Genomic DNA, 26,729 nt, shown 5'->3' with positions numbered 1-26,729 from the left:
AACGTAAGGAAAGCCCATGCAGAAAACGATGATAGCGTCACTGGCCCTGGTGGCCCTGTTCAGCAGCGTGGCGTCCGCCGCGGCACTGCGCGTGGCCGCCGATCCGGTGCCGCACAGTGAGATCCTCAACTACATCAAACAAACCGGCAAACAGCTCGACCTGCAGGTCATCGAGCTTAACGGCAATTTAAATGCCAACGAGCTGCTGGCGCGTGGCGATGTCGATGCCAACTATTTCCAGCATGTGCCTTATCTGCGCGATCAGGAAAAAGCGCTGGGCGAAAAATTTGCCGTGGTGGCGACCGTGCATATTGAGCCACTCGGGATTTATTCGCACAAAGTGAAATCTCTGAAAGATCTGCCGGATGGCGCGCAGGTGGCGGTGCCCAACAACGTCACTAACCTGAGCCGTGCGCTCTATCTGCTGCAGGCCAACGGCCTGATTACGCTGAAAAGCCGCAGCGCCAGTACGCTGGTGACCACGGCGGACATCAGTGACAACCCGCACCATCTGAAGATCATTGAAGTTGAAGCGCCGCAGCTGCCGCGCGCGCTGGATGATGCGCAGCTGGCGATTATTAACGGTAACTATGCCCTGCAGGCCGGGCTGGTGCCGTCAAAAGACGCGCTGGCGCTGGAACAGGCAAAGGATAATCCGTATGCCAACGTGCTGGTCACTACGCCAAAGCTGGCCAGCGACCCGCGCATTCTCGCGTTAGCGAAAGATCTCGAATCAAAGCAAACTGCTGAATTTATCAACCAGCACTACAAAGGATCGGTTATCCCGGTTAATCAATAATGCCCGGCGCCACCTGCGGCTGACAGGTGGCGCACCCGCTGTTCTGTGGTATATTTCGCCACCAACACCAGTGGCACCTGCTGCATAACATAAAAAATAACTTATCAATTGATGGCTACTTCCCGCTTCGTCAGGCTTCAGCGGCTGACGCTTTCTCGCGCATGGTTGCACCTGCGGCTGTCAGCCCTGTGTCTGCTGCTCAGCGGCTGCGGAACGCTGTCGCAAACGTCCGCACCGGTGGGCGATCGCGTCTATCTTTCCCACGCCTCCTTCCATGAAAACGTCGATGACATTGTGCGCCACTACATGCAGCAAAAGCAGGTGACCGGCATCAGCATCGCCATTATTCATCAGCGCGGCGCGCCGCAGTTTTACAGCTATGGCGTCACCGATGCGCGTCAGCGTTATCCCATCACGCCGGATACGCTGTTTGCGCTGGGATCGCTGAGCAAAGGCGTTACCGCGGAGGTCATTATCGGGCTGGTGGATCGCGGCGAGCTGCACTGGAACGACACGCTGGCCACGCTGCTGCCGCGCGGCGTGCCGTTGAGTGAGGATGCAAAACGTATCACGCTGCTGCAGCTGGTCACGCACACCTCGGGGCTGCCGCGCCAGGATATGGATCTGCCGATGTTCCTGAAATTTATGGCTTACCTGCGCAGCGGCGAAAATTTTTACGGCAATCTGGATAGCGATGCCGTGCTGAGTTATCTGGCCGATTTCAGCGCCCCCGCTCACCCGGCGGCGCAGTACTCCAATCTCGGCTATGCGCTGCTGGGCTACATTCTGCAGCATCGTCTGCATCAGGACATTGAAACGCTGGCGCAGCATCAGCTGTTTGGTCCGCTCGGCATGACCAGCAGCAGCTTCCATCCGCAAACCCTGCGCGACTATCCGTGGCGCGCGCTGGGCCACGCCGGCGATCAGCCGAAACTGATCGCGCGTGGTCAGCTGACGCCGGACTGGGCCTTTCGCGGCAATATGGTGGCGGCCGCCAGCCTGTACAGCAACGCGCGCGATCTGATTCGCTACCTCGATGCGCATCTGCACAGCGATGCACAGGGCGCGCTCGGTCAGGCGCTGGCGCAGGTCAATTATCCTTATGAGCAGCATGGCAATCAGGCGCAGAATATCGCCTGGGTAACCGATACCTATGGTCAGCAGCAGATCACTTATCAGGTGGGGTATATTGGCGGTTATGCCAGCTTTATTGGCTACGATCGCGCCCACGGCAATGCCATCGTGGTGCTGCAGAATGCCTTCAACTGGAGCAACTATCTCGGCATTGCGCTGCTGCGTGATTTGGCGCGTAAAGATCGCCGGGATATGAACACGGTTGCTTGCAATTTTGCTGCTCAGCAAAGCGCGCCGCCTGAGGTATGCTGTGGAGCGAAATTTGACGCGCTAAGCGCGGCGCGGGAACCTTCCGCACGTGGCGCTTGTCAGTAAATGGGACAGTTAAATAATTAACCAGAGTGGAAATCACCAATGCGCAGGACACACGTCACCCTTCTTTCAGCAGGAATTTTTCTGGGCGCTTTAAGCCTGACGCCAGCAGCACTGGCAGAAGGTGAGCAAACCGATAGCGTACCGATGCCGCCGCAGGTGCAGCAAACCGCACCGGACGCCTCAGCGCCAGCGGCCACCAGCGATGCGCCCGCCAGCAGTGAACCGGCAGAATCCAGTGGCGATGTCGCGCCGATTCGTCCGTCACAAAACGGTCCGGGTGAAGCGCCATCCGCCGCCAATAATTACGATCTGCACACTATCATCATCGATTACAAAGAGTATAAAGTCGGTGACGTCGTGCCGGATGAGTACCGTAAAAAGCAGTACACCATCGTTGAGTGGCAGCCGCGCCACCTGCCTGCACCGCAGGAAGGCACGCACTGGGCTTACATCAACGCTAACTACATCCTGATCACCGACGACAGCGGCAAGATCGTGATGGGCAAATCCGGCGACATTTTCTTCAAGGGTTAATGCCCGGCAGCAGGCGCGCTAACTGCGCCACGCCTGCCATTATCTGACTGGTGCTGGTATTACCGTATCCCAGCACCAGTCCCTGCTGTTTTTGCCCGCCCAGACAAAAGCCGGACAGCGCGCCAGGCGCATAGCCATGGCGAAACAACTGCGCCGTCAGCGCCACATCATCCACCGTATCCGCCAGCGGCAACACCAGATGCATACCGCACTCACCGCCCAGCAGCGGCACCTGAGCACCAAACGTCTCCTGTAGTGCAGCCCGCAGCGTGGCCTGCCGCTGACGATACAGACGGCGCATTTTGCTCAGGTGGCGATTGAAATCCCCGCTGCGTAAAAACAGCGCCAGCGCCTGCTGTTCCGGTCGGTTACCGCCGCGTAACAGCTCATGCAAGGCCGGCCGCAGTCGCGGCAGTAGCGGGGCAGGCAGCACCATGTAGCCGATGCGCAGCGCCGGAAACAGGGTTTTGCTGAAGGAGCCGATGTAAATCACCGGCGTCGGCTGCGCCATGCCCTGCATCGCGGCGATGGGCTCGCCGCTGTAGCGAAAATCGCTGTCGTAATCATCTTCGATAATCCACGCCTGATGCCGCTGTGCCGCCGCCAGCAGTGCCAGCCGGCGCGCGGCGCTCATGATCGCGCCGGTGGGATATTGATGCGTCGGCGTGGTGTAAATCAGCCGCGGCGGGCGCTGCTGCCAGTCCTGCGCTGTCGGTGCCAGTCCCTGCGCATCCACCGCAATCGGCTCGATCTGCAGATCGCCCAGGCGCATCGCCGCTTTGGCGCCGCGATAGCCCGGCTCTTCCACCCAGCCGGTGTCACCACGATTGGTGAGCAGCGCGACGCACAGCGTCAGCGCCTGCTGCGCGCCTTCGGTAATCACAATCTGCTGCGGCGCGCAGCGCACGCCGCGCGCCAGCGCCAGATGCTGCGCCAATGCCTCACGCAGCGCCAGCTCACCCAGCGGATCGCCGTAGCCCAGCAGCTGTGCCTGCTGCGCGGTTTGATTGAGCGCGCGACGCCACTGCGCCAGCGGGAAATGCGCCAGCGCCGGCGTGCTCGGGCGCAGCGCCAGCTCCTGGCTGGAGAGGCGATGCAGCGAATGCAACCGGGCAGCGCGCGCGGAAACCGGCCAGTCGGTGCTGTCGTCGGACGCCTGCGCGGGCAGCGGCGTGTGCGCCAGCCGGCTGACGCGGCTTCCCTGGCGGTCGCTGAGGATAAATCCTTCCGCCTGCAGCTGTGACCAGACGGCGATCACCGTATTGCGCGACACCTGCAGTTCAGCCGCCAGCTGGCGGGTCGCCGGCAGGCGCATGCCCGCCGCCAGCTGACCATTCAGTATCGCCTGGCGCAGCCGTTGATACAGCTGCTGTTGCAGCGTCAGGCTGCCGTCGGCCTCTAACGGTGCCAGCAGCAGCGAATGCCGGTTTAATGCGCGCATCGGCGCCTCCGTGGATCTATCGATTTGTCACATTGTGGCGCTTTTTCCTGAACCAGCAAAGTGGCACGCTGCACGCTGTCACTCTCACACAGAAGGAATCGCCGTATGTCACCGCAGACCAATCGTTATGGACAACCCATCGGCCCGGCGCTGGAGGCGTGGCAGCCGCGCCCGTTGCCGCAGGGGCAGATTTTCACCGGCCAGTATTGCCGGCTGGAGCCGCTGGATGCCGCACGTCACGGTCGCGAGCTGTATGCGGCTTATGCGCTGGCGGAAGATGACCGCGACTGGACCTGGCTGCCGGTCGGGCGCTTTGACGATGAAGCGTCTTATCTGGCGTTTGCGCAGCAGTGCCAGCAGAGTCCGGATTACCTGCACTTCGCGGTTATTGACCGGCAAAGCGGGCAGGCGGTCGGCTCGCTGGCGCTGATGCGCATTGAACCGCAGCACGGTGTGATGGAGGTCGGCTTTGTGGTGTTCTCTCCGCTGCTGAAGCAAACCCGAATGGCCACCGAAGCCCATTATCTGCTGATGCGTTACGCCTTCGAACAACTCGGCTATCGTCGCTACGAGTGGAAATGCGATAGCTGTAACCAGCCGTCGTACAACGCCGCCCTGCGGCTGGGCTTCCGTTATGAAGGCACGTTTCGTCAGGTGGTGGTGTATAAAAATCGCAGCCGGGATACCGCCTGGTTCTCTATCATCGACAGCGAATGGCCGCAGGTGAAGCTGGGCTTTGAGCGCTGGCTGGCGGCAGACAATTTCGACGCCCGTGGGCAGCAACGCGCCAGGCTGGAGACATTACGTCAGGCCTGACGCGCCCCCCGCGCTGGCTGCCCGGCTAACCGGCAAAAATATATTTGGCGGCTGACAACACAAAGGCACTGGCCATCGCCATCATCAGCCGCCGATGCCAGAGATTATCGCGTTTGAGCTCATTGAAACCGAGCTGCATGCGATGGTCGAGATCCAGCAGGCGCTCATCCACTTTTTCAAAGCGTTTATCAATTTGCCTGAATCGCTCATCGATTTGTTCAAAATGCTGATCGATTTTCCTGAATTGTTCATCGATTTGTTCAAAACGTTGATCGATTTTCCTGAATTGCTCATCCATCTTTTCAAAGCGTTGATCGATTTTCCTGAATTGCTCATCCATCTTTTCAAAGCGTTGATCAATTTTCCTGAATTGTTCATCGATTTGTTCAAAACGCTGATCGATTGTCCTGAATTGCGCATCCACTTTTTCTAAGCGTTTATCGATTTGCTTGAATTGCGCATCCATCTTTTCGAAGCGTTGATCGATTTGTTCAAAGCGTTGATCAATTTTCCGGAATTGCTCATCGACGTTATCAAACCGCAGCTCAATGGCTTTAAACGTATGGCGGACCTCATTTTCAAAATTCCTGAGGCTCTGTGCCAGTTTATCGACACGTTGCGCGGTGGCGTGATTTGCCCGCATCACGCCTTCCATGGCCTGCGAAAGGTGCGTTTTGGTCAGGCTGTTTTCCTGCTGCATTTCGGCAAAAATGTCGACCATCACTTCGGCCTGGTGATCGGCCACGCCCGCCTGCTGCAGCGCTTTGAATGCCTTATGGGTGTTCATCATCGTCGGTATCATCCCTGTTGCTCCTGGTCGCCTTTCCTGTTGCCAGTAAGGTTATCCAGGTGGTGATAGTTGCACCATGTGATGATGTGAATTTTGCGCGACGTCTCGAAAAATATCAATTCGTACAAAGAGTAACGCTAAGCGGCAATAAAAAGGGCCTGCACGCTGGCAGGCCCTGGTCTGGCACGCATTTTTATCACTTTTCGGGCTGCGGAATTATTTTTATCTCCGCCATGCCGATACCGAGTTTGCGTGGATCCTGACCGGTAATGTTGCCGAGATTAGACAGCTGCGGTTCTGGCGGTGTGATGATCAGGTTGCGGCTGGCGCCGGGGTTGGTGAAATGCAGCGTCTGCGTGGAGAACGCGTCACCCAGATTGAGCTGCTGCACTTGCTCGCCGACGCGCACCGGAATCGGTCGATGGGCGTTAGCCCCATAGGCGCGTGCGGTGATCACCACGTCAAAACGCGCCGGCAGCGGATCGACATATTCAATGTTCACCTCCGGCGCGAGGTTGGCGTTTGACCAGCGTCCCCAGCTTTCCGGCCGTGAAATACCGCTAAAGCGCTTCACGCTGGCCGGCGCGCCCGGCACGGTCAGAAGGAAGCTGTCCGCCTGGTAGCGAATGGCATTATCCTCGATGCGCATTTGCTGTTCGTTGAGCTGATAGGTCACCGCGCTGACTTTCACCTGCGGGAACTGCGCTTTGCCCTGCCACACCGGCTGGTCGATGCGCGTCACCGTGGGTTGTCCGCCGGTCTGGCCCATCGCCAGACAGAGATCGGTCGACAGCGCCAGCGCCGGCTGCCACAGCCGGCCCATTTTGAAGCAGCGATCGACCCAGACAAACTTATCGCTGGCGGCAAAATCGGCCAGCTGGAAGCGCAGCGGCGCGGCGTATTCGCCTTCCGGCAGCGGCTCTACCTGATGATCGGATACGCGGAACAGGATCGGCAGCCTGAACGTCGCGCCCGAGAAGCTAAAGGTATTTTTGGGCTGGTCGATGGTGAACGTCTTCATCTGGCTGGGGAAATTCCACAGCTGAATGATATCGGCTTTCCACGCCGTGACCTTCTTCGCCATGTCATCGAACTGGCTGGAGAGCGAGGCCGAAGACAGCCCGCTGCGGCCAAGGCCAATCGCGTTATCACCGCCGAGAATATCCAGCACCGTGGCGCCGTTATCCAGCGTGCTGCGCTTGCCGTCCAGCACCTCGGCCTGCGGCTGATCGCCACGGATCACCATAAACAGATCGCGGCGCGGCTGCTTGATCAGATACTGATGCGCCGTGTTATTCATCGCCAGATGATCGGAACTCACCACAATCACGGTGTTTTTAAACCACGGCGAGGCTTTGATGCGGGCAATCAGGCGCGCCACGTGCTCCTGGGAACAGGCCACCGCGCTAAACGACTGATTGGGTTTGCCGTCATAGCTGTAACTTTTGCGCTGACAGCTGCGCGAAATAAAGCCGTCCGGATGATGGGTGTCCACGGTGAGCGTAAACAGCGCAAAGCGTTTCTGCTGACGCGACAGCTCCTCATACTTTTCAAACACTTCATCCATCACCGTATCGTCGTAAAAGCCCCAGTTATTACGGTAGCTGGGGTCGGCGACGCGGCTCTTCAGCTCCTGCGAGCCGTACATGTTGGCGGCATCAAAACCGTGTGACAGCAAAAAGGTGTCTTTACCGGCAAAGCGCAGGTCTGCGCCCTGAATAAACCAGTTCTCATAGCCGGAGTGTTTGAGGATATCGCCGAGGCAGATATTTTGCGGATAGAAGCTGGAAAGCGAAGCCGAGGCGTTGCCGTCGAACGGCGCAAACAGCGGAATACCGCACTGCGACGCCACCATGCCAGCGATGGTGTAATCGGTGCCGGGCAGTTGTTCGGTGTTGCTGAAGTCAATGCTGTGATCTTTTTCGCGGCTCAGCTCCGGTGCCAGGCCAGGAAAAGCCTGCTGATCGAAGTAGGTGCGCTCAAGGCTTTCACCGTAGATATACACCAGGTTGAGCTTCGGCGCGTTAATCTGCTTGTTCGGCGTTTTGTAATAGGTTTCGAAATCCGAGTCGGCCTGACGCGCGTGGGAGGCAATCAGCTCTTTCACCTGGCGAAACGCCGGCGTGGTTTGCACCGAGCCGGCAGCACAGGCGATCGCCAGCAGGCTCCAGCCGAGATGATGCGGACGTTTATGCCGGCGCAGCACCCAGGAGAGAAAACAAAACAGTAAAAACAGGCCGATGATCAAGCCAAGCGCCGGTACCACATATTTGCTCACGCCCGCGCCGGTCAGGCTGTTGGTCAGGGTGTAGAGCACCGCATCGTTGATGCCATCGCCGGTAAAATAGTTACTGGCATACAGCGTGGCGTTGAGCACGATGAACAGGGTGAGCAGCAGCAAGATCAGGATAAACCAGAATTTATTTCGCCCGGCTTTAAACGAATAGACTGCGATCGCAGCCAAAAAGAGCACTATTGAAAGCAACTCCAACGGCAGATCCTCACATTAAGTAAAAAGAACGCGTTACCTGCGTCTGCGGCCCTCTGCGGGGGTTTTGCGTCAATCTATATTGGCTGTCACAGGGCTGCAACACATCCAACCAGATTTGTGCGATGCATTGCGAATCGTTTAAGGCGGGTTTAGGCGGAGTCTGATTTAGTCTGGCAGCAACCGGCGCGCTGCTGCCAGCCAGGGCGCGCGCGGGCGTTACAACTTACCGGTGAGATACTGCGCTTCGCCGTCGGCAAAGCTCCAGTCACCTTTGCTGTTGGTGATAAAACTGATCATCAGATCGTTGCCCTGCACGCCACAATTCTCCCGCAACTCGCGCGCTAACTCTGCCATGAAGTGCGTTTTCTGTTCTTCACTTCTTGGGCTGGTGTACACGCGTACCATCACCAGATTGTCGCTGCGCGCAAAGCCCAGCCCGGTATCCTGAAAGACCATCTGATAACGCTTGTTTTCATGAACAATCTGGTAACGATCGCGCGCCGGAACCTTAAATGCCGTGAGTACTGCGCGATGCGCGGCGTCGAGTAAGGTGCGAATCTCTGCTTCAGAACGGCCCTGAATAACATCAAAAGTCAGTAACGGCATCAATAAATCCTCGTTTTTGCCCACGCGGAAAGAGTAGGATGAAAGGCTATGCTGCCGCTTGCTGCCGGAAAGAAAAAGCGCGCTGATTAAAATGATTATTTATTATTTTGAACAATCCTGATGAAAGAAATTAAAACCGATGCACTCTGGGTGCATTTGCACTGGCTGACGGTGCTGGCGGAACAGGGCAGTTTTACCCGCGCGGCTGAACGCCTGGATGTCAGTAAAGCGGCGATGAGCCAGAAAATCAAAGAACTGGAGCAGATGGCGGGCGTGGCGCTGGTGCAGCGCACCACGCGCAGCGTGCGGCTGACGTCGGCCGGTGAAAAGCTGGTGGACGACCTGCGCGAGCCGTTTGCGCGCATTGCGCAGAGCTTCTTTAGCGTGCGTGACGAAGCCGGGCCGGTGCGCGGCCTGGTGCGCATCAGCGCGCCGGTGGCGTTTGCCCGGCAGCAGCTGGTGCCGATTATCGGCGACTTTCTGCGCGACTACCCGCAGGTGCGGTTGCAGCTCAACGTCAGCGATCGGCTGGTGTCGCTGGGCAGCGAAGGATTCGATCTCGCCATTCGCCACAGTCAGCAGCTGCCGGAAACGCACGTCGCGCTGCCGCTGTGTGAAACGCGCACGCTGCTGGTGGCCGCGCCGGATTATCTGACCCGTCACGGTACGCCAGATACGCCGCAGGCGCTACAGCAGCATAACTGCCTCTATTATCCGCGCGGGCTGGAGTCGCCGCAGTGGCGCTTTCGTCTGCACAGCGATGACAGCGAAACGGTGCAGGTGAAGATTCAGGGTAATTTCGCCACTAATAACAGCGAGTCGATTCGTGACGCTGCGCTGCAGGGGCTGGGCATTGCCATGCTGCCGGACTTCAGCGCCAGCGCGGCGCTGGCCAGCGGCATGCTGCAGCAGGTGCTGCCGGAGTGGCAGGCGGTCGATGCCTTTGCCGACCGCCTGTGGGTGGTGCGGCCTTACGCAGCGCAGGTGCCGCGTGCCGTCACCACCTTTATCCACTGGCTACGCACGCGCTTTGTTGATGGGTGAGGCCAGCGGCGCGCTGAGTGGTGCGGTGGGCTGCATCATCGCTCCCAGCAGGCTGCGACGGTTATAGTTACCGAGACGCAGATTGAAGTCGAGATGCAGCTGCTCAATGCCGCTCAGCTTGATCACCGGCGGCGGCGTATGCGGGCGCTGATGGAACAGTACCGTGTGCGCAAAGGCATCACTTTGCCAGTTGCTCAGCCGCTGATAGTAATAAGCGTTGGCCTCGCATTTACGCAGATACAGGTTCACGCGGCGATGTTCGCGCATCGCCGCCTGCTGCGCCAGCGAACCCAGCTGCTGTGCCGGCTCGGCGATTTTCTGCGTCAGCAGGGCAAAATCATCGCGCTTTGCCAGCTCATTAAAATAGTTGTGCGCCCCCAGATGCTTGATCGGCGCGTACTGTTTTTGCCACTCGCGAATAAAAGGATTGTTGGGCGCAGCGGCAAGAAACCAGTTTTCAATCACCGGTGCCAGATAGTTGACGGTGGCAATTTCGCGGTAATAGCCAATCACATCCATGCGGCGTTCCTGATGCGCACGGTGCACCCAGCTCAGGTCTTCAAATAACAGCGTGCTGCAGTCAATCGCAATACCGCCGTAGCGTAATAATAATTCGAGGCGAATGACTTCACTTTTTTGCTGCTCACTTAATTGTGTCGAGGTAAAAATAAAATCCGGCAGGACTTCTTTAAGCGTTAAACGGTTTAATACATACACCTGATGGTCAGGATTATCCTGACGCAGCTGCTGGATATTTAACGCCATCGATTTCGGTAAATATTCATTGTCCCAGTACATCCAGATTTTTTTGGGTATTTCCGGCAGCGCTTTCTCACCCGAAAGCAACACGATATTGTCCTCTTCGCTGGGATCATATTCCGGCGCGCAGAGCGCAGTATGCTGTTTTTTCTGCAGTAATGTCTGGCCGGTAAAGGCGATTCTCTGCCAGTGTTGCCAGAGCGTAAGGGCTGGCTGGAGACGTTTTTTTGTCATGATGCACCTGATTATTGTGATTATGGGGAGCAAGGATTCCCTGATGCTGGCGGCTTGAGCGCGCTTATGTGTCCTGACGGCTGTGTGTAAAAAGACTACCCTTGCTTAATAATCGATCCGCAGCGGCAAGGCTACGAATTTTTTTCGCTTTCAGATTTACCGGAAACGCCGGGATCCGCGATGGCTAAAAAGAGGTATCAATAAAATGATGAGGTACGGCGTTTTTTATTTTTGCTCGATTAAGACTATTCCTAATAAAATAACCCTCTGCAGGCGCAGGCCGCGGCGCGGCATAAAAATGAGCGATCGGCGGTCCGTTAACCGCGCTGTATTTTCCCCTGGCCTGGCCGCCGCTTGCCCAACGCGGAGGCAGGTTAGCTACGCTTAGAGCAGGCAACGAAAAAAGGAGGCACTATGCAGCCACACAAGCGTGGGTTACTGGCGGTTGATAAGCAGGGCAACCGCGTGCTGTTTCTCAATCCCGACAGCTTCGCCGTTGAGCAGGAGCTGAATGCCTTACCGCCGCGACCGCATGAGCTGCTGATGCTGCCCGCGCTGGAGAAGGCGTATGTGCCGATCTACGGTGATGGCGTCCACGGCGACAATCCGCATCCGGGGCACAAGGTGGCGATTATCGATTTGCGCCGGCGGCAGATTCGCGGCTTTATCGATCTGTCACCGCTCAAGGCGCCGCACAGCGGCCAGCTGGGGCGCGATGGCAAAGTGTATCTGTGCTGTGAACACAGTGCCGCGGTGGCGGTGATCGATCCGCACAGCGACACGCTGGAGAAAACCATCCGGCTGCCGTCGCACAACGCGCACCGGCTGACGCTGTCGCCCAGCGGCCGCAAGCTGTTTACTGAAAACGAAGAGGACGCCAGCATCACGGTGGTGGATCTGTGCGAGGCGGAAGGGCGCATCATTGACAACATCCTGCTGCCGGGACCGATTGCCGGCATTGCCGCCTCGCCAAAGCACCCCTATCTGGTGGCCAGCGCGGCAGACGCGCCGCTGCTGTACGTGGTGGATCGTCAGAGTCACCGTATCCGCCAGCGCATCACGCTGCCCGGCCATCAGCAGCCGTGCCAGGTGGTGCGCTTCAGTGCCAGCGGTGAGCGGCTGGTGGCGATTGGCGACGGGGAAGGAGTGGTGACGCTGTTTGACGACTTGCTTAATCCGCTGGGTGACGTTGCGGTCGGCAATCAGCCGATGGATGGCTGTTTTAGCGCCGATAACCGCAGCCTGCTGATCGCTAATCAGGGTGACGGTTCGCTTAGCCTGATCGATCTGACGCAGATGAAGGTCATCGCCACGCCGCAGGCTGGCACCGGCTGCGAAGTCCTGAGCTACTTTCAGCTGTCGTCCTGAGTGCGACGGCCGCCATCAAATAAACGGCCGGTGATAAATCGCGCTGCTCCAGTGGCGGCTGCTGGCGTGTTTTTCTGCCTGCCAGCCGCGCTTGCGCAGTTGGCGCGCAATCAGTTTGTTCATAATACCGTGGCCCACCAGCAGCACCGTGCCCTGTTGCGACAGGGCAATCAGTTTGTCTGCCGCCCGCTGCGCGCGCTGCCGGGCATGCTGCACTGATTCCACGCGCCCGGCGTAACCGCACAGCCACAGCAGGCGCAGCAGCGCCAGCCACAGCGTCAGCGGCAGATGCAGGCGCGCAAACGGCAGCAGCGGCATCGCCACTTCACTGAACACCTCATCCACGTCCTGCGCCTGCAGGCCAAGCCGCGCCAGCGACGAACGCGCGCGCGGCAACGGACTGCAGGCAATCACGCTGGCCATGCGCGCAATCGCCATACTGCGCGGCGGCGGCGCATCACAAATCACCGCCTGGTCGTAGCCTTCACACCAGTCCGCCAGCGCCCGCGCCGTAAAGCGCCCGCTTACCGGATGGTCTGGCTTGCCGTGTCGCATGAGGATAATGGTCATAATGCTCCTGAGTGAAGGTCATCCAGTCTACTGCAGGCACGCAGGATTTCGCGCGGCCCGGGCGGTTTTAAGAATAATGCCCGGGTGTCATCAAAACTTAACTGAAATGTGCGAAAACGGCGCGGTGAAAGTTTGGTCGCCGTTTTTGCCAATGATAAGCAATAGTCGTTAATCACGCAGCGTGCGTGGATTTTTTTATGACGCTGGCTGTAATGTAATGTCATGAATTAACGCCGTTTTTATCTTTTTCTCCTGCACCATTGTGAAGATAAGTTAATTATTTTCCTGTTGATCACTTGATTTATCTACGCGCGTAGATAGACTGTCTTCACAGTGACAACTCACGGTGCCAGAGACGAAGTTGGCCTTGAGATGACCCAGTTACATTTGCCGTGCTAATGCGATCGATGAAAAAAACATCGGCGAAATCAGGCAAATAGATGAATTCCAACACCAGGGAATTCTTTACTGACCTTTCATCCAGGTTTGCCTACTGAACGTCGCCACCGGGGAGTTCCGCTTGTTGCCAGGGAACCGACCCACGGATGGGCGTTTACTGTTTTCACCTCTTTCAGGGAAATGGTTATGACGGTACATCACTCCGTTACGCAACAAGGTTCACCCGCTTCCGCCGCCGATGCGCGGCTGGAAACCACCTCCGGGCGCAAAGATTTCTGGCGCGCCACCTTCTCCTGCTGGCTGGGCACCGCGATGGAATACGCGGATTTCGCCCTGTATGGCCTCGCTGCCGGCATCATTTTTGGCGATGTGTTCTTCCCCGAAGCCACCCCGGCGATGGCGCTGCTCTCCAGCTTTGCCACCTGGTCGGTCGGCTTTATTGCGCGCCCGATCGGGGCGCTGCTGTTTGGCTGGATTGGCGATCGCAAGGGCCGCAAGGTAGTGATGATCAGCACCATCATTCTGATGGGCGCTTCGACCACGCTGATCGGCCTGATTCCTTCCTATGCAACGATTGGTCTGTGGGCGCCGGCCGGCCTGGTGCTGCTGCGTTTCACACAGGGGCTGGGCGCCGGCGCTGAGCTCTCGGGCGGCACGGTGATGCTGGGTGAATACGCGCCGGTTGAGCGCCGTGGCCTGGTGTCGTCGGTGATTGCGCTTGGTTCCAACAGCGGCACGCTGATTGCGTCGCTGGTGTGGCTGGCGGTGATTCAGATGGATAAAGCCACGCTGCTCGACTGGGGCTGGCGTATTCCGTTCCTCAGCAGCGTGTTGATTGCTGCGGTCGCGCTGTGGATTCGCCGTCATCTGCGTGAAACGCCGGTGTTTGAGCGTCAGCAGGCGGAACTGCAGGCGCAGCGCCATGAAACGCTGGCGCAAAGCGCGACGCAACCCGACAACCGCAGCTTCTGGCAGCGCAGCCGCGCCTTCTGGACCATGGTGGGGCTGCGCATCGGTGAGAACGGCCCGTCCTATCTGGCACAGGGCTTTATCGTCGGCTACGTCGCCAAAGTGCTGATGCTGGACAAATCGGTGCCGACCACCGCGGTATTCATCGCCTCGCTGCTCGGTTTCCTGATCATCCCGTTTGCCGGCTGGCTGTCGGACCGCTTTGGCCGACGCATCACCTATCGCGGCTTCTGCCTGTTACTGATGGTTTACGCCTGGCCCGCCTTTAGCCTGATGGACAGCCGCGAGCCGGCCATCGTGATTCCGGTGATTGTGGTGGGGATGGCGCTGGCGTCGCTGGGCATCTTTGGCGTGCAGGCGGCATGGGGCGTAGAGATGTTTGGCGTTAAACACCGTTACACCAAAATGGCGGTTGCCAAAGAGCTGGGGTCTATTCTTTCAGGAGGCACCGCACCGCTGGTGGCTGCGGCGCTGCTGTCGTTTACCGGCCACTGGTGGCCGATTGCCGTGTACTTCTCGGCCATGGCGACCATCGGTTTCCTCACCACCTTTGTGGCACCGGAAACGCGCGGACGCGATCTGAATCTGCCGGAGGATGCTATCTGACGCGCAGGATCGTGCAACATTCTTTGATTACGCTGGCCGGTACTCCCGGCCAGCGGCATTAACGCAGAGGCAATATTGGCGAAATCCCCAACCGGAAATGTGACACGCAGTGACGTCGCCAAAGCCGCCGGAACCTCGGTGGCGGTGGTCAGCTATGTGATCAACAACGGACCGCGTCCGGTGGCCGAAGCCACGCGTCAGCGCGTGCTGGCCGCCATCCAGCAAACCGGCTATCGCCCGAATGCGGTGGCGCGCGCACTGGCCTCCGGCAGTACCAAAACCTTTGGCCTGATCGTGCCAAATATCGCAAACCCGTTTGTCGCCTCAATGGCGCACGTGCTGCTGCAGGAGTCGCTGAACCACGGCCACGTAATGCTGCTGGGCGATGCCGGCGACGATCGCCAGCGCGAGCTGGAGCTGATTCAGGGCCTGCTGAATCGCCAGGTGGATGGCCTGTTTTACACCAGCGTCGATCGCCATCCCTATATTGATGTCATCCAGGCGAGCGGAACGCCGCTGGTGATGCTGGACCGCATCGAACCGCGCCCCGGCGTCAGCATGCTGTGCGTGAACGAACGTGAAGCGGCGCGTCAGGTTACGGCGCATCTGCTCAGCCACGGCTATCAGCAGGTCGGCATGATCAGCGGTCCGCGCGAGATGCTTAACGCGCAGGATCGTATTCAGGGCTGGCGCGACGCCATGGCGCAGCACGGGCTGACGGTAGATGAAGCGCTGATTTTTCCGGCCGGCTATTCGCGCCAGGGCGGTTACGACGCCGGGCAGCGCATGATTGCCAGCGGCCGGGTGCCGCGCGCGCTGTTTACCAGTAACGAGGGGCAGGCGATTGGCTGTATCCGCGCGCTGTCCGAACACGGTCTGCGCGTGCCGCACGATGTCGCGCTGGTGTGTTTCAACGGTACCGAGCAGTCGGCCTTTCATGTGCCCACGCTCACCACCGTGCGCCAGCCGCTGCGCGAAATGGCACGCAGCGCCATCGCCATGCTGAAAAACGGTCATGGCGAGGCGCAGCTGGCCGAATTTCCTCACCATCTGGAGATCGGTGAGTCCTGTGGCTGCCAGCTATCTCAACAAAAAATAAATATATAACATCATGAAAAGACTAATTATTGATTGTGATCCGGGGAATGGTATTGCTGGCGCTAACACCGATGACGGGCTGGCGCTGGCCTTAGCGCTGGCGTCACGCGCGCTGGCCGTCGAGCTGATCACTACCGTGAGCGGCAACACGCCGAGCGCGGTGGGAGCGCGGGTGGCTAAAGATCTGCTGCAGCGGCTCGGACTGAACATTCCGGTAGTGCAGGGCGCGCTGCAGGCGCTGCGCGAAGATCCGGTGCCGTGGCGCGCGCGGCTGGATAACGTCGCGGACCCGGCGCTGGGCGAACTGTGGCGCGGCGTGCGCCAGCCGCAGACGGTGGCAGCGGACGGCAACGATGCGGCGGGCGTAATGGGCCAGCTGATTTGCGACAATCCCGGCGAGTTTACGCTGGTGGCGATCGGCCCGCTGACCAATGTGGCGCAGGCGCTGCAGCGCTATCCGCAGATGGCGGATTGCGTAGCGGAGATCGTCATCATGGGCGGCGTGTTCGCGCTGGATGACTACATCAAAGACACCAATTTTGGCCTCGATCCGGAAGCGGCGCATCAGGTGCTGCACAGCGGCGCCACCATCACGCTGGTGCCGATGGATGCCACCACGCAGACGCTGCTGACCCATCAGGATCTCACGCGCCTGACCGCCTGCGATCATCCACTGCCGCAGTTTGTGCGCGAAACGCTGCGACCGTGGATTGATTACTCCATCCGCACCCGCCATCTGCCGGGTTGCTGGATCCACGATGCGCTGGTCATTGCCTGGCTGCTCAACCAGCGCGTGGCGGACGGCGTGGATTATCACGTCGATATTGAGCTGCGTCCCGGTGCCACGCGCGGCAAGACCTGGCGCTACCGCACGCCGCTGCGGCTGGACGTCGGCGTGCCGGCGGACGCGGGCGCACTGGTGCATGTGATGCAGAACGTAAACAATCCGCTGCTGCTGGAAGTGATTGAGCAGACGTTCAACGGATTGAAACGCTAAGATTTTGCTGCGGCGTGAGGTCTCCCGGCCGGAGTACCGCGCGCCGCTTCCCTGCCGACACGCTTCCTTACATCGCGAATCACTCGCTGACAATTCCCCGCCGCGCGGCGCCTTTCTGACATGCTATATACAAATGGTTAACACAATAATAACCAGTGCAACCATTCGCTGGATAACGTTCCAATAAAAATCTGGCCGCGAGCCGGAAGCAATCAGACAGGATACCCTTATGTTTAACTGGACTGCGACCCAGCGCAACGTGGCTTTCGCCAGTTTCGCCAGCTGGACGCTGGATGCGTTCGACTTCTTTATTCTGGTGTTTGTGCTCAGCGATCTTGCGCGCTACTTCAACACCAGCGTCTCCGATGTTTCCATTGCCATTATGCTGACGCTGGCCGTACGGCCGGTGGGCGCATTGATCTTTGGCCGGCTGGCGGAAAAATATGGCCGCCGGCCGATCCTGATGCTCAACATCGTGCTGTTTTCGCTGTTTGAGTTGCTGTCGGCATGGTCGCCCAACTTTGCTGCTTTCCTGACCTTCCGCGTGATTTACGGCGTGGCGATGGGCGGTATCTGGGGCGTGGCGTCTTCGCTGGCGATGGAAACCATTCCCGACCGTTCGCGCGGCCTGATGTCCGGCATCTTCCAGGCCGGTTATCCGTGCGGCTATCTGCTGGCGTCGATAGTGTTTGGCCTGTTCTTCGAACAGGTGGGCTGGCGTGGCATGTTCCTGATTGGCGCGTTGCCGATTCTGCTGCTGCCGTTTATCTATTTTAAAGTGCCGGAATCGCCGGTATGGCTGGCGGCGCGCGAGCGTAAAGAGAATCACGCGCTGCTGCCCATCATCCGCCAGCACTGGAAAATCTGTATTTACATGGTGCTGCTGATGGCCTGTTTTAACTTCTTCAGCCACGGCACGCAGGATCTCTACCCGACGTTCCTGAAAGTGCAGCACCAGTTTGACGCCCACACGGTGAGCATTATCGCCATCGGCTATAACATCGCGGCGATGCTCGGCGGCATTACGTTCGGCTCGCTGTCCGAGCGTATCGGGCGTAAAAAAGCCATCATGCTGGCGTCGTTTCTGGCGCTGCCGGTGCTGCCGCTGTGGGCGTTCTCCAGCGGTTCCTGGGCGATTGGTATCGGCGCGTTCCTGATGCAGTTTATGGTGCAGGGCGCATGGGGCGTGGTGCCGACCTACCTGACCGAGCTGGTGCCGGCCAATGCGCGTGCGGTACTGCCGGGCTTCGTTTACCAGCTGGGGAATTTAATTGCTTCGGTCAACGCCACGCTGCAGTCCCGCATCGCCGAAGCCCACGGCGGTAACTACGGACTGGGCATGGCGATTGTCGCCGGCACGGTGGCGGTGCTGATTTGCGTGTTCGTGGCGTTTGGCCGCGAGACGCGCGGCATCGAAATATCCGGGGCGGTGGCGAAAGAGACGCGTTAACGCGCCTCGCAGACGTCAATCCATTTCGCCGCCGTGAGCTCAGCCATGCGCTGCGGCGAAATGCGCACCGCGCTGTGAATCGAACCGGCCGCAGGTAACACTTCATCGAAACTGCGCAGCGACACATCGCAATAGACGGTCAGTGGATTTTCCAGCCCGAACGGGCACACGCCGCCGACCGGATGGCCGGTCCAGTTCACCACTTCATCCACGCTCAGCATGCGCGCTTTTGCCCCGAGCGCTGCCTTCAGCTTGCGGTTATCCAGCCGGGCGTCGCCGCGTGTGACAATCAGCACCACGCTCTCTTTCACTTTCAGCGACAGGGTTTTGGCGATCTGCCCCGGCGTCACGCCATGTACGCGTGCGGCCAGTTCTACGGTGGCAGTGCTTTCCGGCATCTCGATGATGTCGATATCCGGTGCGTGTTCGGCAAAGAAGTGCCGTACCGACTCCAGGCTCATTTTTTTCTCCGGTAAAAACAGAGCGTAAAAGCTGCCATAAGGCGGGAAAGCTGTAAACGGGAGAAACGGAGAATCTGTAACAGAATACGCCGCGCTTACACGGCATTTAACGTGCAGTTACCGCAGCGTTCGACGTCCGGAATGCGATAGCGCTGGCAGCAGCTGCGGCGCTCCATCGCGCCGTTGCGCGGGATCATGGTGCGATACAGCGGATTATCACTGCCGTCGGACAGGGATTTGCTGAAAAACAGCGCCTGTTCCAGTTGATGCCGGGTAGCCGCAGGCAGCTGCTGCTGCAGTTCGCCGAGGAACCAGTAAAACGAGAAGCCTAAGTTGTTCCAGATTAGCCGCGCGTTGATGTCACCGTGCTGCGCCATGCCGTTGACGGCGGGGATCAGGCTGTGCTGAATCAGGCGTTCGATACGCTGCTGCGGATTGAGATAGCGCGCATCCTCATCCTCCTGCACATCAATCCAGAAGGCGCAGGGATGGCCGTTTTCGTGGAACTCAACGTGGATGCGCTGCGGCGAGCAGTCGAGCGCGCGCGGCTCCTGCAGCAGCGCCAGCATTAATGGCGGCAGCAGCAGGCCAAAATACCACTGGGCCCACAGCGACTGCAGCGGTTTGGCTTCCTGCGGAACATCGGGATGGTGGCGATAGAGATAGTCGCTGTAGCGCTGCGTCAGGCGGCGATAGTGAAACGGCGTGGACCATTCGGCCAGCGTCAGGGTGCCTGCGGGGGCCGGCTGGCCCAGCTTCACGTTTTCCCGCATGTAGCTGCGCTGGTCGCACATCAGATCTTCCAGCGCGCTGGCTAAGCTGCGATCGCTCTGCATAAAGATCAGCGGATGCGCGCTAAAGCGATGATCCTGACGCGTGATGATGGCCATGCGGCTCCTGAGTGAAAACGGGAAGCGAAAAACAAATGATAATCGTTCCCGATTCACTGAGCAAGATGCCAGCAGCGCTCACTGCCTGGCCACCGCGCATTTTGCGTGAAATCCCCCGGAGCGGGCGCGGCGTTGTCGCCGCACCGCTTACACCAGATCGCTGCTTACCGGCGCCAGCTTCGGTAAATCCTCCCACGCCAGAATGGTGTTACGTCCCTGATTCTTCGCCACATACAGCGCACGGTCGGCGTTGGCTACCGCCTGGTCGAAGTCTTCTGCGAAAATCGGCGCGATACCAGCGCTGATGGTCACGTGGGTCGAGACTTTATCATTGAAGCGGTGGGGAATTTCCAGATCAACCACGTACTGACGGATGCGTTCGGCCAGCTTCATGGCAATCGAGGCATTAACGTTGGTCATCAGCACCAGAAACTCTTCGCCGCCGTAGCGCGTCACCACATCGCGCGAGCGCACCGCATCGCGAATCGCAACCGACACCCGCGCCAGCGCCTGATCGCCCATGGCATGACCGTAGTTATCGTTGTAGGCCTTGAAGTGATCGATATCCAGCAGCAGCACAAAGTGGCTGCCGGCATGATTTTCCATGATGGTATCCAGCCGGTTCTTCAGTCCGCGCCGGTTATACAGGCCGGTGAGCGGATCAAGCATGCTCAAATCGCTGAAACTTTGCTTCTCCTCATACAGCTGGCGCACCAGCCGCAGGGTGAAGGTGTCGAAGCGGCGGCGCATCAAATGGTGCAGCGAGAAGCCGATCAGCGGCAGCGTAATGGTGAACAGAATGGTCATTAAATGCTGACCATCGTCCAGTAACAGTACGGTTAATACCGGTGGCGTAATATGTAAACAGAACGCAAGCAAATAATCACTCAGGGCAATCGCGCTGATAAAAAATACGCTCAGCAGACTGATTATTAAAAAGCTACCGTCAAAATAAAACACCAGATGGTAACGATGATTGATATGCCAGGCCCACAGCGCGCCTAATAGCAATGCGACAGGATTTAATAACGGGAATTTTAGATTTGGCGCGATTAAACATAGCGCCAGCAGCGTGGTGCTAAAGCCCGCCACCAGCGTCACCGGCAGCGAATTGATGGGATTATCCGTACCGAAAAACGGCAGCAGACAAAAAAGCGAAACGGCGACATTCAAAAACAAAAATAGCATCAGCGACAGCCGATACTTGCTGTGTTTCAACTCATCATAAGATTGTAATTTTATTATTATTACTCGTGACAGCCCTGAAATATCAAAGCGCTACCCGCAGGAAATAATCCCACAACGCGGATAGTGAGCACGTTTTTGCTGTGTTATCAAAATAGTTATCGGCGGCAATCTATCATTTTCCAGTAATTCTGTCATCCGGCGCGGGCAGGGCAAAAAATTCGCTGCAAGATGAGAAATGTTGTCATATGATAATGGGAATATTTATCATTTGAAGGGTTGCGTGATGATCATGGCGATGATGGCTGCCTGCGGCTTGTGGGGCGTAAGCTGGGTGATGGGTAAACGTCTGGATAGCGGCTGGGGCGTATTGCTGCCCTGCGCGGCCATGCCGGTGTTTGCGCTGTGGGAGCCGAGTTTCAGCCAGTGGCGCTTAGTGATGATTGTCGCGCTGCTGCTTACCGTGGTGATGCTGTTCCACCATCGTCTGCGTCATTATCTGCTGCTGCCTTCCTGCCTGGCGCTGGCTGGCGGTCTGGCGGCTATCTCAGTGAATTTTCACGTCATTTAACGGCAAGCAGAAACGACAATATCACGCAAAGGCGTGATAGCAGCGGTAACAATCAATGGGAATGTACTGCGGAAGAAGTGTGACAACGTTGGTGCGAAGAGAGGGACTTGAACCCTCACGTCCGTAAGAACACTAACACCTGAAGCTAGCGCGTCTACCAATTCCGCCACCTTCGCATCGTAGTTGTCTGTTTATATCACCGCATGGTGCGAAGAGAGGGACTTGAACCCTCACGTCCGTAAGAACACTAACACCTGAAGCTAGCGCGTCTACCAATTCCGCCACCTTCGCGCAGTGCACGCGATATAAACTCTGTGATTATTGGTGCGAAGAGAGGGACTTGAACCCTCACGTCCGTAAGGACACTAACACCTGAAGCTAGCGCGTCTACCAATTCCGCCACCTTCGCCTACCTGCAATACATTACAGTATTGCTAACCACGGAGGCGCATTTTAGAGATTTTACTCATTGCGTCAACACATATTTTGCGACGGTGAAACGACTGCTGCAAAAAGCAACGTTTTCCCCGTCGCATCGCGGATTTTACTACGCTTAGCGCGCTTTCGCGCCGCGGCCATATACGGCGCGATACACTTTGAAGCGGCCGGTCTGCGCCAGCACTTCATGGTTACCGAAGGTTTCATCCAGCACCTGCGGATAAGGCAGGAAGGCGTTGGCCACGATGCGCAGCTCGCCGCCGCTGTTGAGATGCTTCACCGCACCGCGAATCAACGTGTGGGCGGCATCAAGGCTGGTTTGCAGACCGTCATGGAACGGCGGGTTAGAGATGATCAGATCAAAACGGCCGCTGACGTCTGAGAACACGTTACTGGCAAACACTTCGCCTTCCAGACCATTAGCGGCCAGCGTGGCTTTACTCGCCTCGATGGCGGCGGCGTGCACATCGCACAGCCACAGCCGGACTTTCGGCGAATGCTGCGCCAGCGCGGCGGCTAATACGCCACTGCCACAGCCGATATCCAGCACTTTGCCTTTGGTGTGCGGCGTCAGGGTGGAAAGCAGCAGATCGCTGCCGATATCCAGCCCGTCGCGGCTGAACACGCCCGGCAGGGTATGAATGGTGAGATCGTCCAGCTGATAGCGATTGCCGAACGCGCTGGCGTCAAAGCTGGCCTGCTGCGTCAGCTGACCGTGATACAGCCCGCAGCGGCGCGCGCTGTCGATCTTCTCCAGCGTGGCCCAGCTCTCCAGCATGCCTTCGGCGCTGCGCACGCCGCTGCGGTTTTCACCGACGACAAAAATATCGCAGCCCAGCGGCAGCAGCGACAGCAGGTTTTGCAGCTGGAATTGCGCTTCCGGTTTGTTCTTCGGCCAGAAATAGACCAGCGTGTCGCAACCGGCTACGTCGGCCGCACTGGCCACCAGCCCGTACACTGCCCGTTCACCGAGGCGACGGCTGAGGTTCTGCCAGTGATGGTACTGCTGAGTGTGCACGCGGCTCGACGCGGTCTCCAGCTGGGCGGGCAGGTCATCCTGCAGGTCGCCGGCGAACAGTACGTGGCGGGCGGTAAATTCATCACTGTGGCGCAGAATCACTTCGCTGGCCGGGGTAAAAGCAGACATGGAACGCTCCTGTTAAATCAGAGCGGCGATTATAGTGCTTTGTTGGCGCATGTTCGATGGGTTTGCTAGCATAGCGTCGCATTCTGGCAGGATTACAGGTAACAGCATGAGCACAAGGCGCGACTGGCTTCTACAGCAAATGGGGATTACGCAGTATCAGCTGCGACGTCCGCGCGTGCTGCAAGGTGAAATTGCCGTCACGCTAACGCCGGACACGCGGCTGGTGCTGGTCGCTGAGCAGGCGCCGGATCTGCAGGAGCCGCTGGTGCGTGACGTACTGCGGACGCTGAGCATTCAGCCGGGGCAGGTAATGACGCTGACGCCAGAACAGCTGCCGATGCTGCCGGAGCAGGTCGACTGTGCCGGCTGGCTGCTGGGCGTGACCAGCGATCATCCTTTTAACGGCATCACGTTCACCAGCGCCGTTTTCAATGAATTAATCAGCAGCGGCGCAGCAAAGCGCGCGCTGTGGCAACAGATGTGTAACCATGACAGCCATCTCTTTCATCACCCCTGATTTACAGCCGCGGCTGCTGGAGATCGAGCGCCGCGCGCATGCGTTTCCATGGAGCGAGCAGACCTTTGCCAGTAATCAGGGCGAACGTTACGTCAATCTTTGCCTGCACGCGGACGGCCAGCTGGCCGGCTTCGCCATCACCCAGGTGGTGCTGGATGAAGCGTCGCTGTTCAACATCGCGGTCGATCCCGCGTTCCAGCGCCGCGGCTATGCGCGTCAGCTGCTACAGCAGCTGATTGCCGAACTGGAGCAGCGTGCGGTGATGACGCTGTGGCTGGAGGTGCGCGCCTCCAATCAGCCCGCCATTGCGCTGTATCAGCAGCTGGATTTTCATCAGGTCAGCGTGCGGCCAAACTACTATCCCACCGCCAGCGGGCGCGAGGATGCCATCATCATGGCGCTCACGCTCTGACGTTATTCAAAAGGGGCACTATGTTAAACGACTGGGACTGCATCCTGTTCGATGCGGATGACACACTTTTCCACTTTGACGCCTTCGCCGGCCTGCAGCGCATGTTTGCCAGCTACGACGTGCACTTCAGCGATCAGGATTACGCTGATTATCAGGCCGTCAACAAACCGCTGTGGGTCGATTACCAGAACGGCACCATTTCAGCGTTACAGCTCCAGACGCGCCGCTTCACGCTGTGGGGCGAAAAACTGCGCGTGGCGCCGGAAGTGCTTAACAGCGACTTTCTCAATGCGATGGCCGAGATCTGCCTGCCGCTGGATGGCGCAGCCCGCCTGCTGGATACGCTCAAGGGCAAGGTAAAAATCGCCATCATCACCAACGGTTTTACGGCGCTGCAGCAGGCGCGCCTTGAACGCACCGGTTTCCGTGACTACTTTGACGCGCTGGTGATCTCCGAACAGGTGGGCGTACCCAAGCCGGACGCGGCGATTTTTGACCACACGCTGCAGCTGCTGGGCAATCCCGATCGCCGCCGGGTATTAATGGTCGGCGACACGCCGGAATCGGATATTCTCGGTGGTATGAATGCCGGCGTGAAAACCTGCTGGATCGATCACGGCACGCGTCCGCTGCCGGCGCACATCACGCCCACCTGGCAGGTGAAAACCTTGCCTGAGCTGCAATCTATTCTGACTGCTTAACAATCCCGATACCCGCTATTTTAGCGTATTAAACCAGCCTGGTCCGACTGGCTGGTTTTTTTCACTGTCAGTTTGTCTTTATCACCCCTTTTTTATCGCCTGCCTGGATTTTATCGCGCGCAGACAAAATGCGTGCCGCTCAGCGCCATTTTTTTTATGACAATTTTTAATGATCGCGCGAGCAAATTTTCATCTTTCATTTACAATCTTTCACAGTTTTAATGGATTGCTAAGAATAGTCTTAGGTTTACGGGCAAAAGTGACGCAAATTTGCATTAAAAATATTTGTTAACCTTTACTGAACTAATTTCCTCTGCTAGCGGCGCGTTGAAATTTTGTCAGGCTTCTGTAAACTTCCGTCAGACATTAACAAATGGATTGTGATTGCATGCTCACGGGCAGGTTTTACCTGGCTCGTGCGGTAGCTATGATGTTTCCAGTCTTTTATATGTTGTTGATATATCTCAATAAATAGCAATGCTGTCAGCGAATGCCGTAAGTTGTTGCTGTTATCCTCTTAATCGTTACCGATTAACCAGATTCATTGAACGTGATAGTTTTTATACCAGGGATGGCATAAGAGAAACCGAGGTTTGGCTGTGGCCGACCCCTTCGCTTAGCAAAAATTGATCATGTTGCTGATCGTTTGTGAAACGATCAGAATTCTTCCGACATCATCCCTGTCACTAATGTTGCATTTTTAATACTTAATTCAGACTGATCAATTTTTGCCTCGCTGGCGCGATGCGTTAGCCACACTCATTAAAGGGTCAACTTTTTAACTGGTACTGAATCGACGCCGGCTCCAGCCGTGCGCACGGTTCATTTTGCTCTTAACCGGCCTCTGGCCACTTTTTAGGCGTTAATGGAACTAAACATGAAGAAAATGGTGAATCTCCGTATGGCGTTGGGCCTGATGTTTGTTTTCGCAGTGGCTGGCTGTAAAGCACCGCCAAAGATGACAGACGACACGATTGTCAGCAGCACCGTTGACGGCGTCACGCTGTCGCACCGTTATGCCGTCCAGCCGCCGGCACAGTTCAGCCCGGTGAACGAGGCTTATCGCGCGCTCTATCCGGCTTCGATCATGACCCGCCCCAGCTTCGGCGGCAAAGTGGTGGATACGCTGAAAAGCGGTGAAACCTACACCGTGATTGGCCAGGTTGAAAACAACTGGCTGGCACTTGGCGAGTCGGCGCAGGCGGCAGACGAAGCGCAGCCTGAGACTGCAACGGCCGATGACAAAAAAGCGCAGCAGCCGGCGGCTCAGCCTGCGGTGCAGCTGATCGGTTATGTCCCGTTCCGCGCGGTGGTGAAAAGCGCGCTGTATGAGCAGACCATCAAAGCGGACCAGCCGAAGCGTCGCGCCCGCGCCAGCAGCAAGAAAAAGACCTGCGTCGCGGTGGATGGCGACAGCAAAGCGTGCCAGAACAGCAACAGCGGCACCTGGATCATCAACTAACACGGTAAGCAGGGAGGGCTGAATGATGACGATGATTTCTCTCCGCCGCGCCGGATTACTGCTGCTGGCTTGCCTGCTGGCCGCCTGCAGCAGCAACAGTCCGGCGCCGGTTGCACGCTACAATCTCGACTTTCAGGCGCATCCGCAGATCAACGCGGGTGCGCCGCTCAAAGTCCGGGTGATGTTGCTGACCTCCGATGCGGAATTCATGTCCGCTGATTTCTACTCCCTGCAGAACCAGCCCGCCACCGCGTTGGGCAGCACGCTGCTCAACAATCAGCAGTTCTTCCTGATGTCAGGTCAGCTGAGTAAAACCCTCAGCGCGAAAAGCCTGCCGGAAGCGCGCTTCATCGGCATCATGGCCGAGTATCAGGCGCTGGACGGTAAAGTCTGGCGCCTCGCGCTACCCTTCCCGGATGGCGACGACAGCGCATTCTGGCAGTTCTGGAAAAATAACGATGGTGAGTTGAATGCCCGCGTCGTGGCGGATATCAACGGCCTGCGCGTGGTTAAGCAGTAAGGATG

At 57.9% G+C, this 26,729-nt stretch carries 26 protein-coding genes and 3 tRNA genes; 16 read left to right on the top strand and 13 right to left on the bottom strand.

The window, feature by feature from the left end:
* Positions 1 to 16 precede the first annotated feature (16 nt).
* From KOL70_RS21155 to KOL70_RS21145, 3 genes are all read left to right on the top strand, one after another.
* The gene (locus tag KOL70_RS21155; protein ID WP_215481534.1) at positions 17 to 799 is read left to right on the top strand and encodes a MetQ/NlpA family ABC transporter substrate-binding protein; all 783 of its coding nucleotides are present in this window, start codon (positions 17 to 19) and stop codon (positions 797 to 799) included.
* A gap of 111 nt (positions 800 to 910) precedes the next feature.
* Positions 911 to 2,248 carry a serine hydrolase gene (locus KOL70_RS21150; protein WP_254185901.1) on the top strand — a complete coding sequence of 446 codons (1,338 nt, stop codon included), beginning with the start codon at positions 911 to 913 and terminating at the stop codon, positions 2,246 to 2,248.
* 39 nt (positions 2,249 to 2,287) lie between these two features.
* Positions 2,288 to 2,782 (top strand): RcnB family protein, encoded by a 495-nt coding sequence (locus KOL70_RS21145; RefSeq protein ID WP_031279558.1) that lies wholly within the window; start codon positions 2,288 to 2,290, stop codon positions 2,780 to 2,782.
* Here the strand turns inward: KOL70_RS21145 and KOL70_RS21140 are convergent.
* On the bottom strand, positions 2,772 to 4,223 hold the full coding sequence (locus tag KOL70_RS21140; protein ID WP_215481533.1) for a PLP-dependent aminotransferase family protein: 1,452 nt from the start codon (positions 4,221 to 4,223) through the stop codon (positions 2,772 to 2,774). The two genes, KOL70_RS21145 and KOL70_RS21140, sit on opposite strands and share 11 nt — an antisense overlap.
* A 105-nt stretch (positions 4,224 to 4,328) precedes the next feature.
* On the opposite strand from KOL70_RS21140, the gene KOL70_RS21135 reads away from it, so the two are divergent.
* Positions 4,329 to 5,039, top strand: coding sequence for a GNAT family N-acetyltransferase (locus KOL70_RS21135; RefSeq protein ID WP_088516717.1), 711 nt, complete (start codon positions 4,329 to 4,331; stop codon positions 5,037 to 5,039).
* A gap of 25 nt (positions 5,040 to 5,064) precedes the next feature.
* Here KOL70_RS21135 and KOL70_RS21130 read toward each other — a convergent pair whose 3' ends face one another.
* The 3 genes from KOL70_RS21130 to KOL70_RS21120 form a co-directional block, all read right to left on the bottom strand.
* Positions 5,065 to 5,829: a hypothetical protein gene (locus KOL70_RS21130; RefSeq protein ID WP_215481532.1), complete on the bottom strand. Its 765-nt coding sequence runs from the start codon at positions 5,827 to 5,829 to the stop codon at positions 5,065 to 5,067.
* Between the two features lie 196 nt (positions 5,830 to 6,025).
* The gene (opgB, locus tag KOL70_RS21125) at positions 6,026 to 8,326 is read right to left on the bottom strand and encodes a phosphatidylglycerol--membrane-oligosaccharide glycerophosphotransferase (protein WP_215481624.1); all 2,301 of its coding nucleotides are present in this window, start codon (positions 8,324 to 8,326) and stop codon (positions 6,026 to 6,028) included.
* A gap of 210 nt (positions 8,327 to 8,536) precedes the next feature.
* A complete protein-coding gene (locus KOL70_RS21120; protein ID WP_021506760.1) occupies positions 8,537 to 8,926 on the bottom strand; it encodes a tautomerase family protein in 390 nt (129 codons plus the stop codon).
* Between the two features lie 120 nt (positions 8,927 to 9,046).
* Between KOL70_RS21120 and KOL70_RS21115 the strand changes: the two genes are divergently transcribed.
* On the top strand, positions 9,047 to 9,970 hold the full coding sequence (locus tag KOL70_RS21115; protein WP_215481531.1) for a LysR family transcriptional regulator: 924 nt from the start codon (positions 9,047 to 9,049) through the stop codon (positions 9,968 to 9,970).
* Here the strand turns inward: KOL70_RS21115 and KOL70_RS21110 are convergent.
* Positions 9,944 to 10,963 carry a glycosyltransferase family 32 protein gene (locus KOL70_RS21110; RefSeq protein ID WP_021506762.1) on the bottom strand — a complete coding sequence of 340 codons (1,020 nt, stop codon included), beginning with the start codon at positions 10,961 to 10,963 and terminating at the stop codon, positions 9,944 to 9,946. The genes KOL70_RS21115 and KOL70_RS21110 overlap by 27 nt on opposite strands.
* A 414-nt stretch (positions 10,964 to 11,377) precedes the next feature.
* On the opposite strand from KOL70_RS21110, the gene KOL70_RS21105 reads away from it, so the two are divergent.
* Positions 11,378 to 12,331, top strand: coding sequence for a YncE family protein (locus KOL70_RS21105; RefSeq protein ID WP_021506763.1), 954 nt, complete (start codon positions 11,378 to 11,380; stop codon positions 12,329 to 12,331).
* Between the two features lie 15 nt (positions 12,332 to 12,346).
* Here KOL70_RS21105 and KOL70_RS21100 read toward each other — a convergent pair whose 3' ends face one another.
* Positions 12,347 to 12,901, bottom strand: coding sequence for a histidine phosphatase family protein (locus KOL70_RS21100; RefSeq protein ID WP_021506764.1), 555 nt, complete (start codon positions 12,899 to 12,901; stop codon positions 12,347 to 12,349).
* Positions 12,902 to 13,486: 585 nt separating this feature from the next.
* Between KOL70_RS21100 and KOL70_RS21095 the strand changes: the two genes are divergently transcribed.
* The 4 genes from KOL70_RS21095 (at position 13,487) to KOL70_RS21080 (ending at position 18,420) form a co-directional block, all read left to right on the top strand.
* Positions 13,487 to 14,875 carry an MFS transporter gene (locus KOL70_RS21095; protein WP_215481530.1) on the top strand — a complete coding sequence of 463 codons (1,389 nt, stop codon included), beginning with the start codon at positions 13,487 to 13,489 and terminating at the stop codon, positions 14,873 to 14,875.
* A 75-nt stretch (positions 14,876 to 14,950) separates the two neighbouring features.
* A complete protein-coding gene (locus KOL70_RS21090; protein WP_215481529.1) occupies positions 14,951 to 15,982 on the top strand; it encodes a LacI family DNA-binding transcriptional regulator in 1,032 nt (343 codons plus the stop codon).
* A 4-nt stretch (positions 15,983 to 15,986) separates the two neighbouring features.
* Positions 15,987 to 16,970, top strand: coding sequence for a nucleoside hydrolase (locus KOL70_RS21085; RefSeq protein WP_215481528.1), 984 nt, complete (start codon positions 15,987 to 15,989; stop codon positions 16,968 to 16,970).
* A 229-nt stretch (positions 16,971 to 17,199) separates the two neighbouring features.
* Positions 17,200 to 18,420 (top strand): MFS transporter, encoded by a 1,221-nt coding sequence (locus KOL70_RS21080; protein ID WP_021506769.1) that lies wholly within the window; start codon positions 17,200 to 17,202, stop codon positions 18,418 to 18,420.
* On the opposite strand, the gene KOL70_RS21075 is transcribed toward KOL70_RS21080, so the two are convergent.
* From KOL70_RS21075 to KOL70_RS21065, 3 genes are all read right to left on the bottom strand, one after another.
* Positions 18,417 to 18,881: a YbaK/EbsC family protein gene (locus KOL70_RS21075; protein WP_058757173.1), complete on the bottom strand. Its 465-nt coding sequence runs from the start codon at positions 18,879 to 18,881 to the stop codon at positions 18,417 to 18,419. The two genes, KOL70_RS21080 and KOL70_RS21075, sit on opposite strands and share 4 nt — an antisense overlap.
* Before the next feature lie 95 nt (positions 18,882 to 18,976).
* Positions 18,977 to 19,771, bottom strand: coding sequence for a siderophore-iron reductase FhuF (gene fhuF / locus KOL70_RS21070; protein ID WP_059011086.1), 795 nt, complete (start codon positions 19,769 to 19,771; stop codon positions 18,977 to 18,979).
* Positions 19,772 to 19,918: 147 nt separating this feature from the next.
* The gene (locus tag KOL70_RS21065; RefSeq protein WP_021506772.1) at positions 19,919 to 21,013 is read right to left on the bottom strand and encodes a diguanylate cyclase; all 1,095 of its coding nucleotides are present in this window, start codon (positions 21,011 to 21,013) and stop codon (positions 19,919 to 19,921) included.
* 229 nt (positions 21,014 to 21,242) lie between these two features.
* On the opposite strand from KOL70_RS21065, the gene KOL70_RS21060 reads away from it, so the two are divergent.
* Complete coding sequence (locus tag KOL70_RS21060) at positions 21,243 to 21,527, top strand: DUF1435 domain-containing protein (RefSeq protein ID WP_058757170.1); 285 nt, start codon at positions 21,243 to 21,245, stop codon at positions 21,525 to 21,527.
* Positions 21,528 to 21,616: 89 nt separating this feature from the next.
* On the opposite strand, the gene KOL70_RS21055 is transcribed toward KOL70_RS21060, so the two are convergent.
* The 4 genes from KOL70_RS21055 to rsmC form a co-directional block, all read right to left on the bottom strand.
* A tRNA-Leu gene (locus KOL70_RS21055) sits at positions 21,617 to 21,703 on the bottom strand.
* Between the two features lie 28 nt (positions 21,704 to 21,731).
* Positions 21,732 to 21,818 (bottom strand) — tRNA-Leu (locus tag KOL70_RS21050).
* Positions 21,819 to 21,849: 31 nt separating this feature from the next.
* Positions 21,850 to 21,936: transfer RNA gene (locus KOL70_RS21045), tRNA-Leu, on the bottom strand.
* 144 nt (positions 21,937 to 22,080) lie between these two features.
* Complete coding sequence (gene rsmC, locus KOL70_RS21040) at positions 22,081 to 23,112, bottom strand: 16S rRNA (guanine(1207)-N(2))-methyltransferase RsmC (protein WP_125311687.1); 1,032 nt, start codon at positions 23,110 to 23,112, stop codon at positions 22,081 to 22,083.
* A gap of 106 nt (positions 23,113 to 23,218) precedes the next feature.
* Between rsmC and KOL70_RS21035 the strand changes: the two genes are divergently transcribed.
* The 5 genes from KOL70_RS21035 to tssJ all read left to right on the top strand — a co-directional run bounded on the left by KOL70_RS21035 (position 23,219) and on the right by tssJ (position 26,724).
* Positions 23,219 to 23,629: a DNA polymerase III subunit psi gene (locus KOL70_RS21035; RefSeq protein ID WP_031279565.1), complete on the top strand. Its 411-nt coding sequence runs from the start codon at positions 23,219 to 23,221 to the stop codon at positions 23,627 to 23,629.
* Positions 23,601 to 24,041, top strand: a complete 441-nt coding sequence (rimI, locus tag KOL70_RS21030; protein WP_058776442.1) for a ribosomal protein S18-alanine N-acetyltransferase — start codon at positions 23,601 to 23,603, stop codon at positions 24,039 to 24,041. The genes KOL70_RS21035 and rimI overlap by 29 nt, the downstream gene beginning before the upstream one ends.
* Before the next feature lie 20 nt (positions 24,042 to 24,061).
* Positions 24,062 to 24,742 (top strand): pyrimidine 5'-nucleotidase, encoded by a 681-nt coding sequence (gene yjjG, locus KOL70_RS21025; protein WP_021506777.1) that lies wholly within the window; start codon positions 24,062 to 24,064, stop codon positions 24,740 to 24,742.
* 865 nt (positions 24,743 to 25,607) lie between these two features.
* Positions 25,608 to 26,204, top strand: coding sequence for an SH3 domain-containing protein (locus KOL70_RS21020; protein WP_088516709.1), 597 nt, complete (start codon positions 25,608 to 25,610; stop codon positions 26,202 to 26,204).
* 22 nt (positions 26,205 to 26,226) lie between these two features.
* Positions 26,227 to 26,724, top strand: a complete 498-nt coding sequence (tssJ, locus tag KOL70_RS21015) for a type VI secretion system lipoprotein TssJ (RefSeq protein WP_021506780.1) — start codon at positions 26,227 to 26,229, stop codon at positions 26,722 to 26,724.
* The last annotated feature ends 5 nt before the right edge of the window (positions 26,725 to 26,729 follow it).

This window comes from Pantoea sp. B270 (assembly GCF_018726825.1).
Taxonomy (GTDB): Bacteria; Pseudomonadota; Gammaproteobacteria; order Enterobacterales; family Enterobacteriaceae; genus Pantoea; species Pantoea dispersa.
The sequence above is the reverse complement of the archived record's forward strand: the minus strand, read 5'-3'. Positions and strand labels throughout refer to the sequence as shown.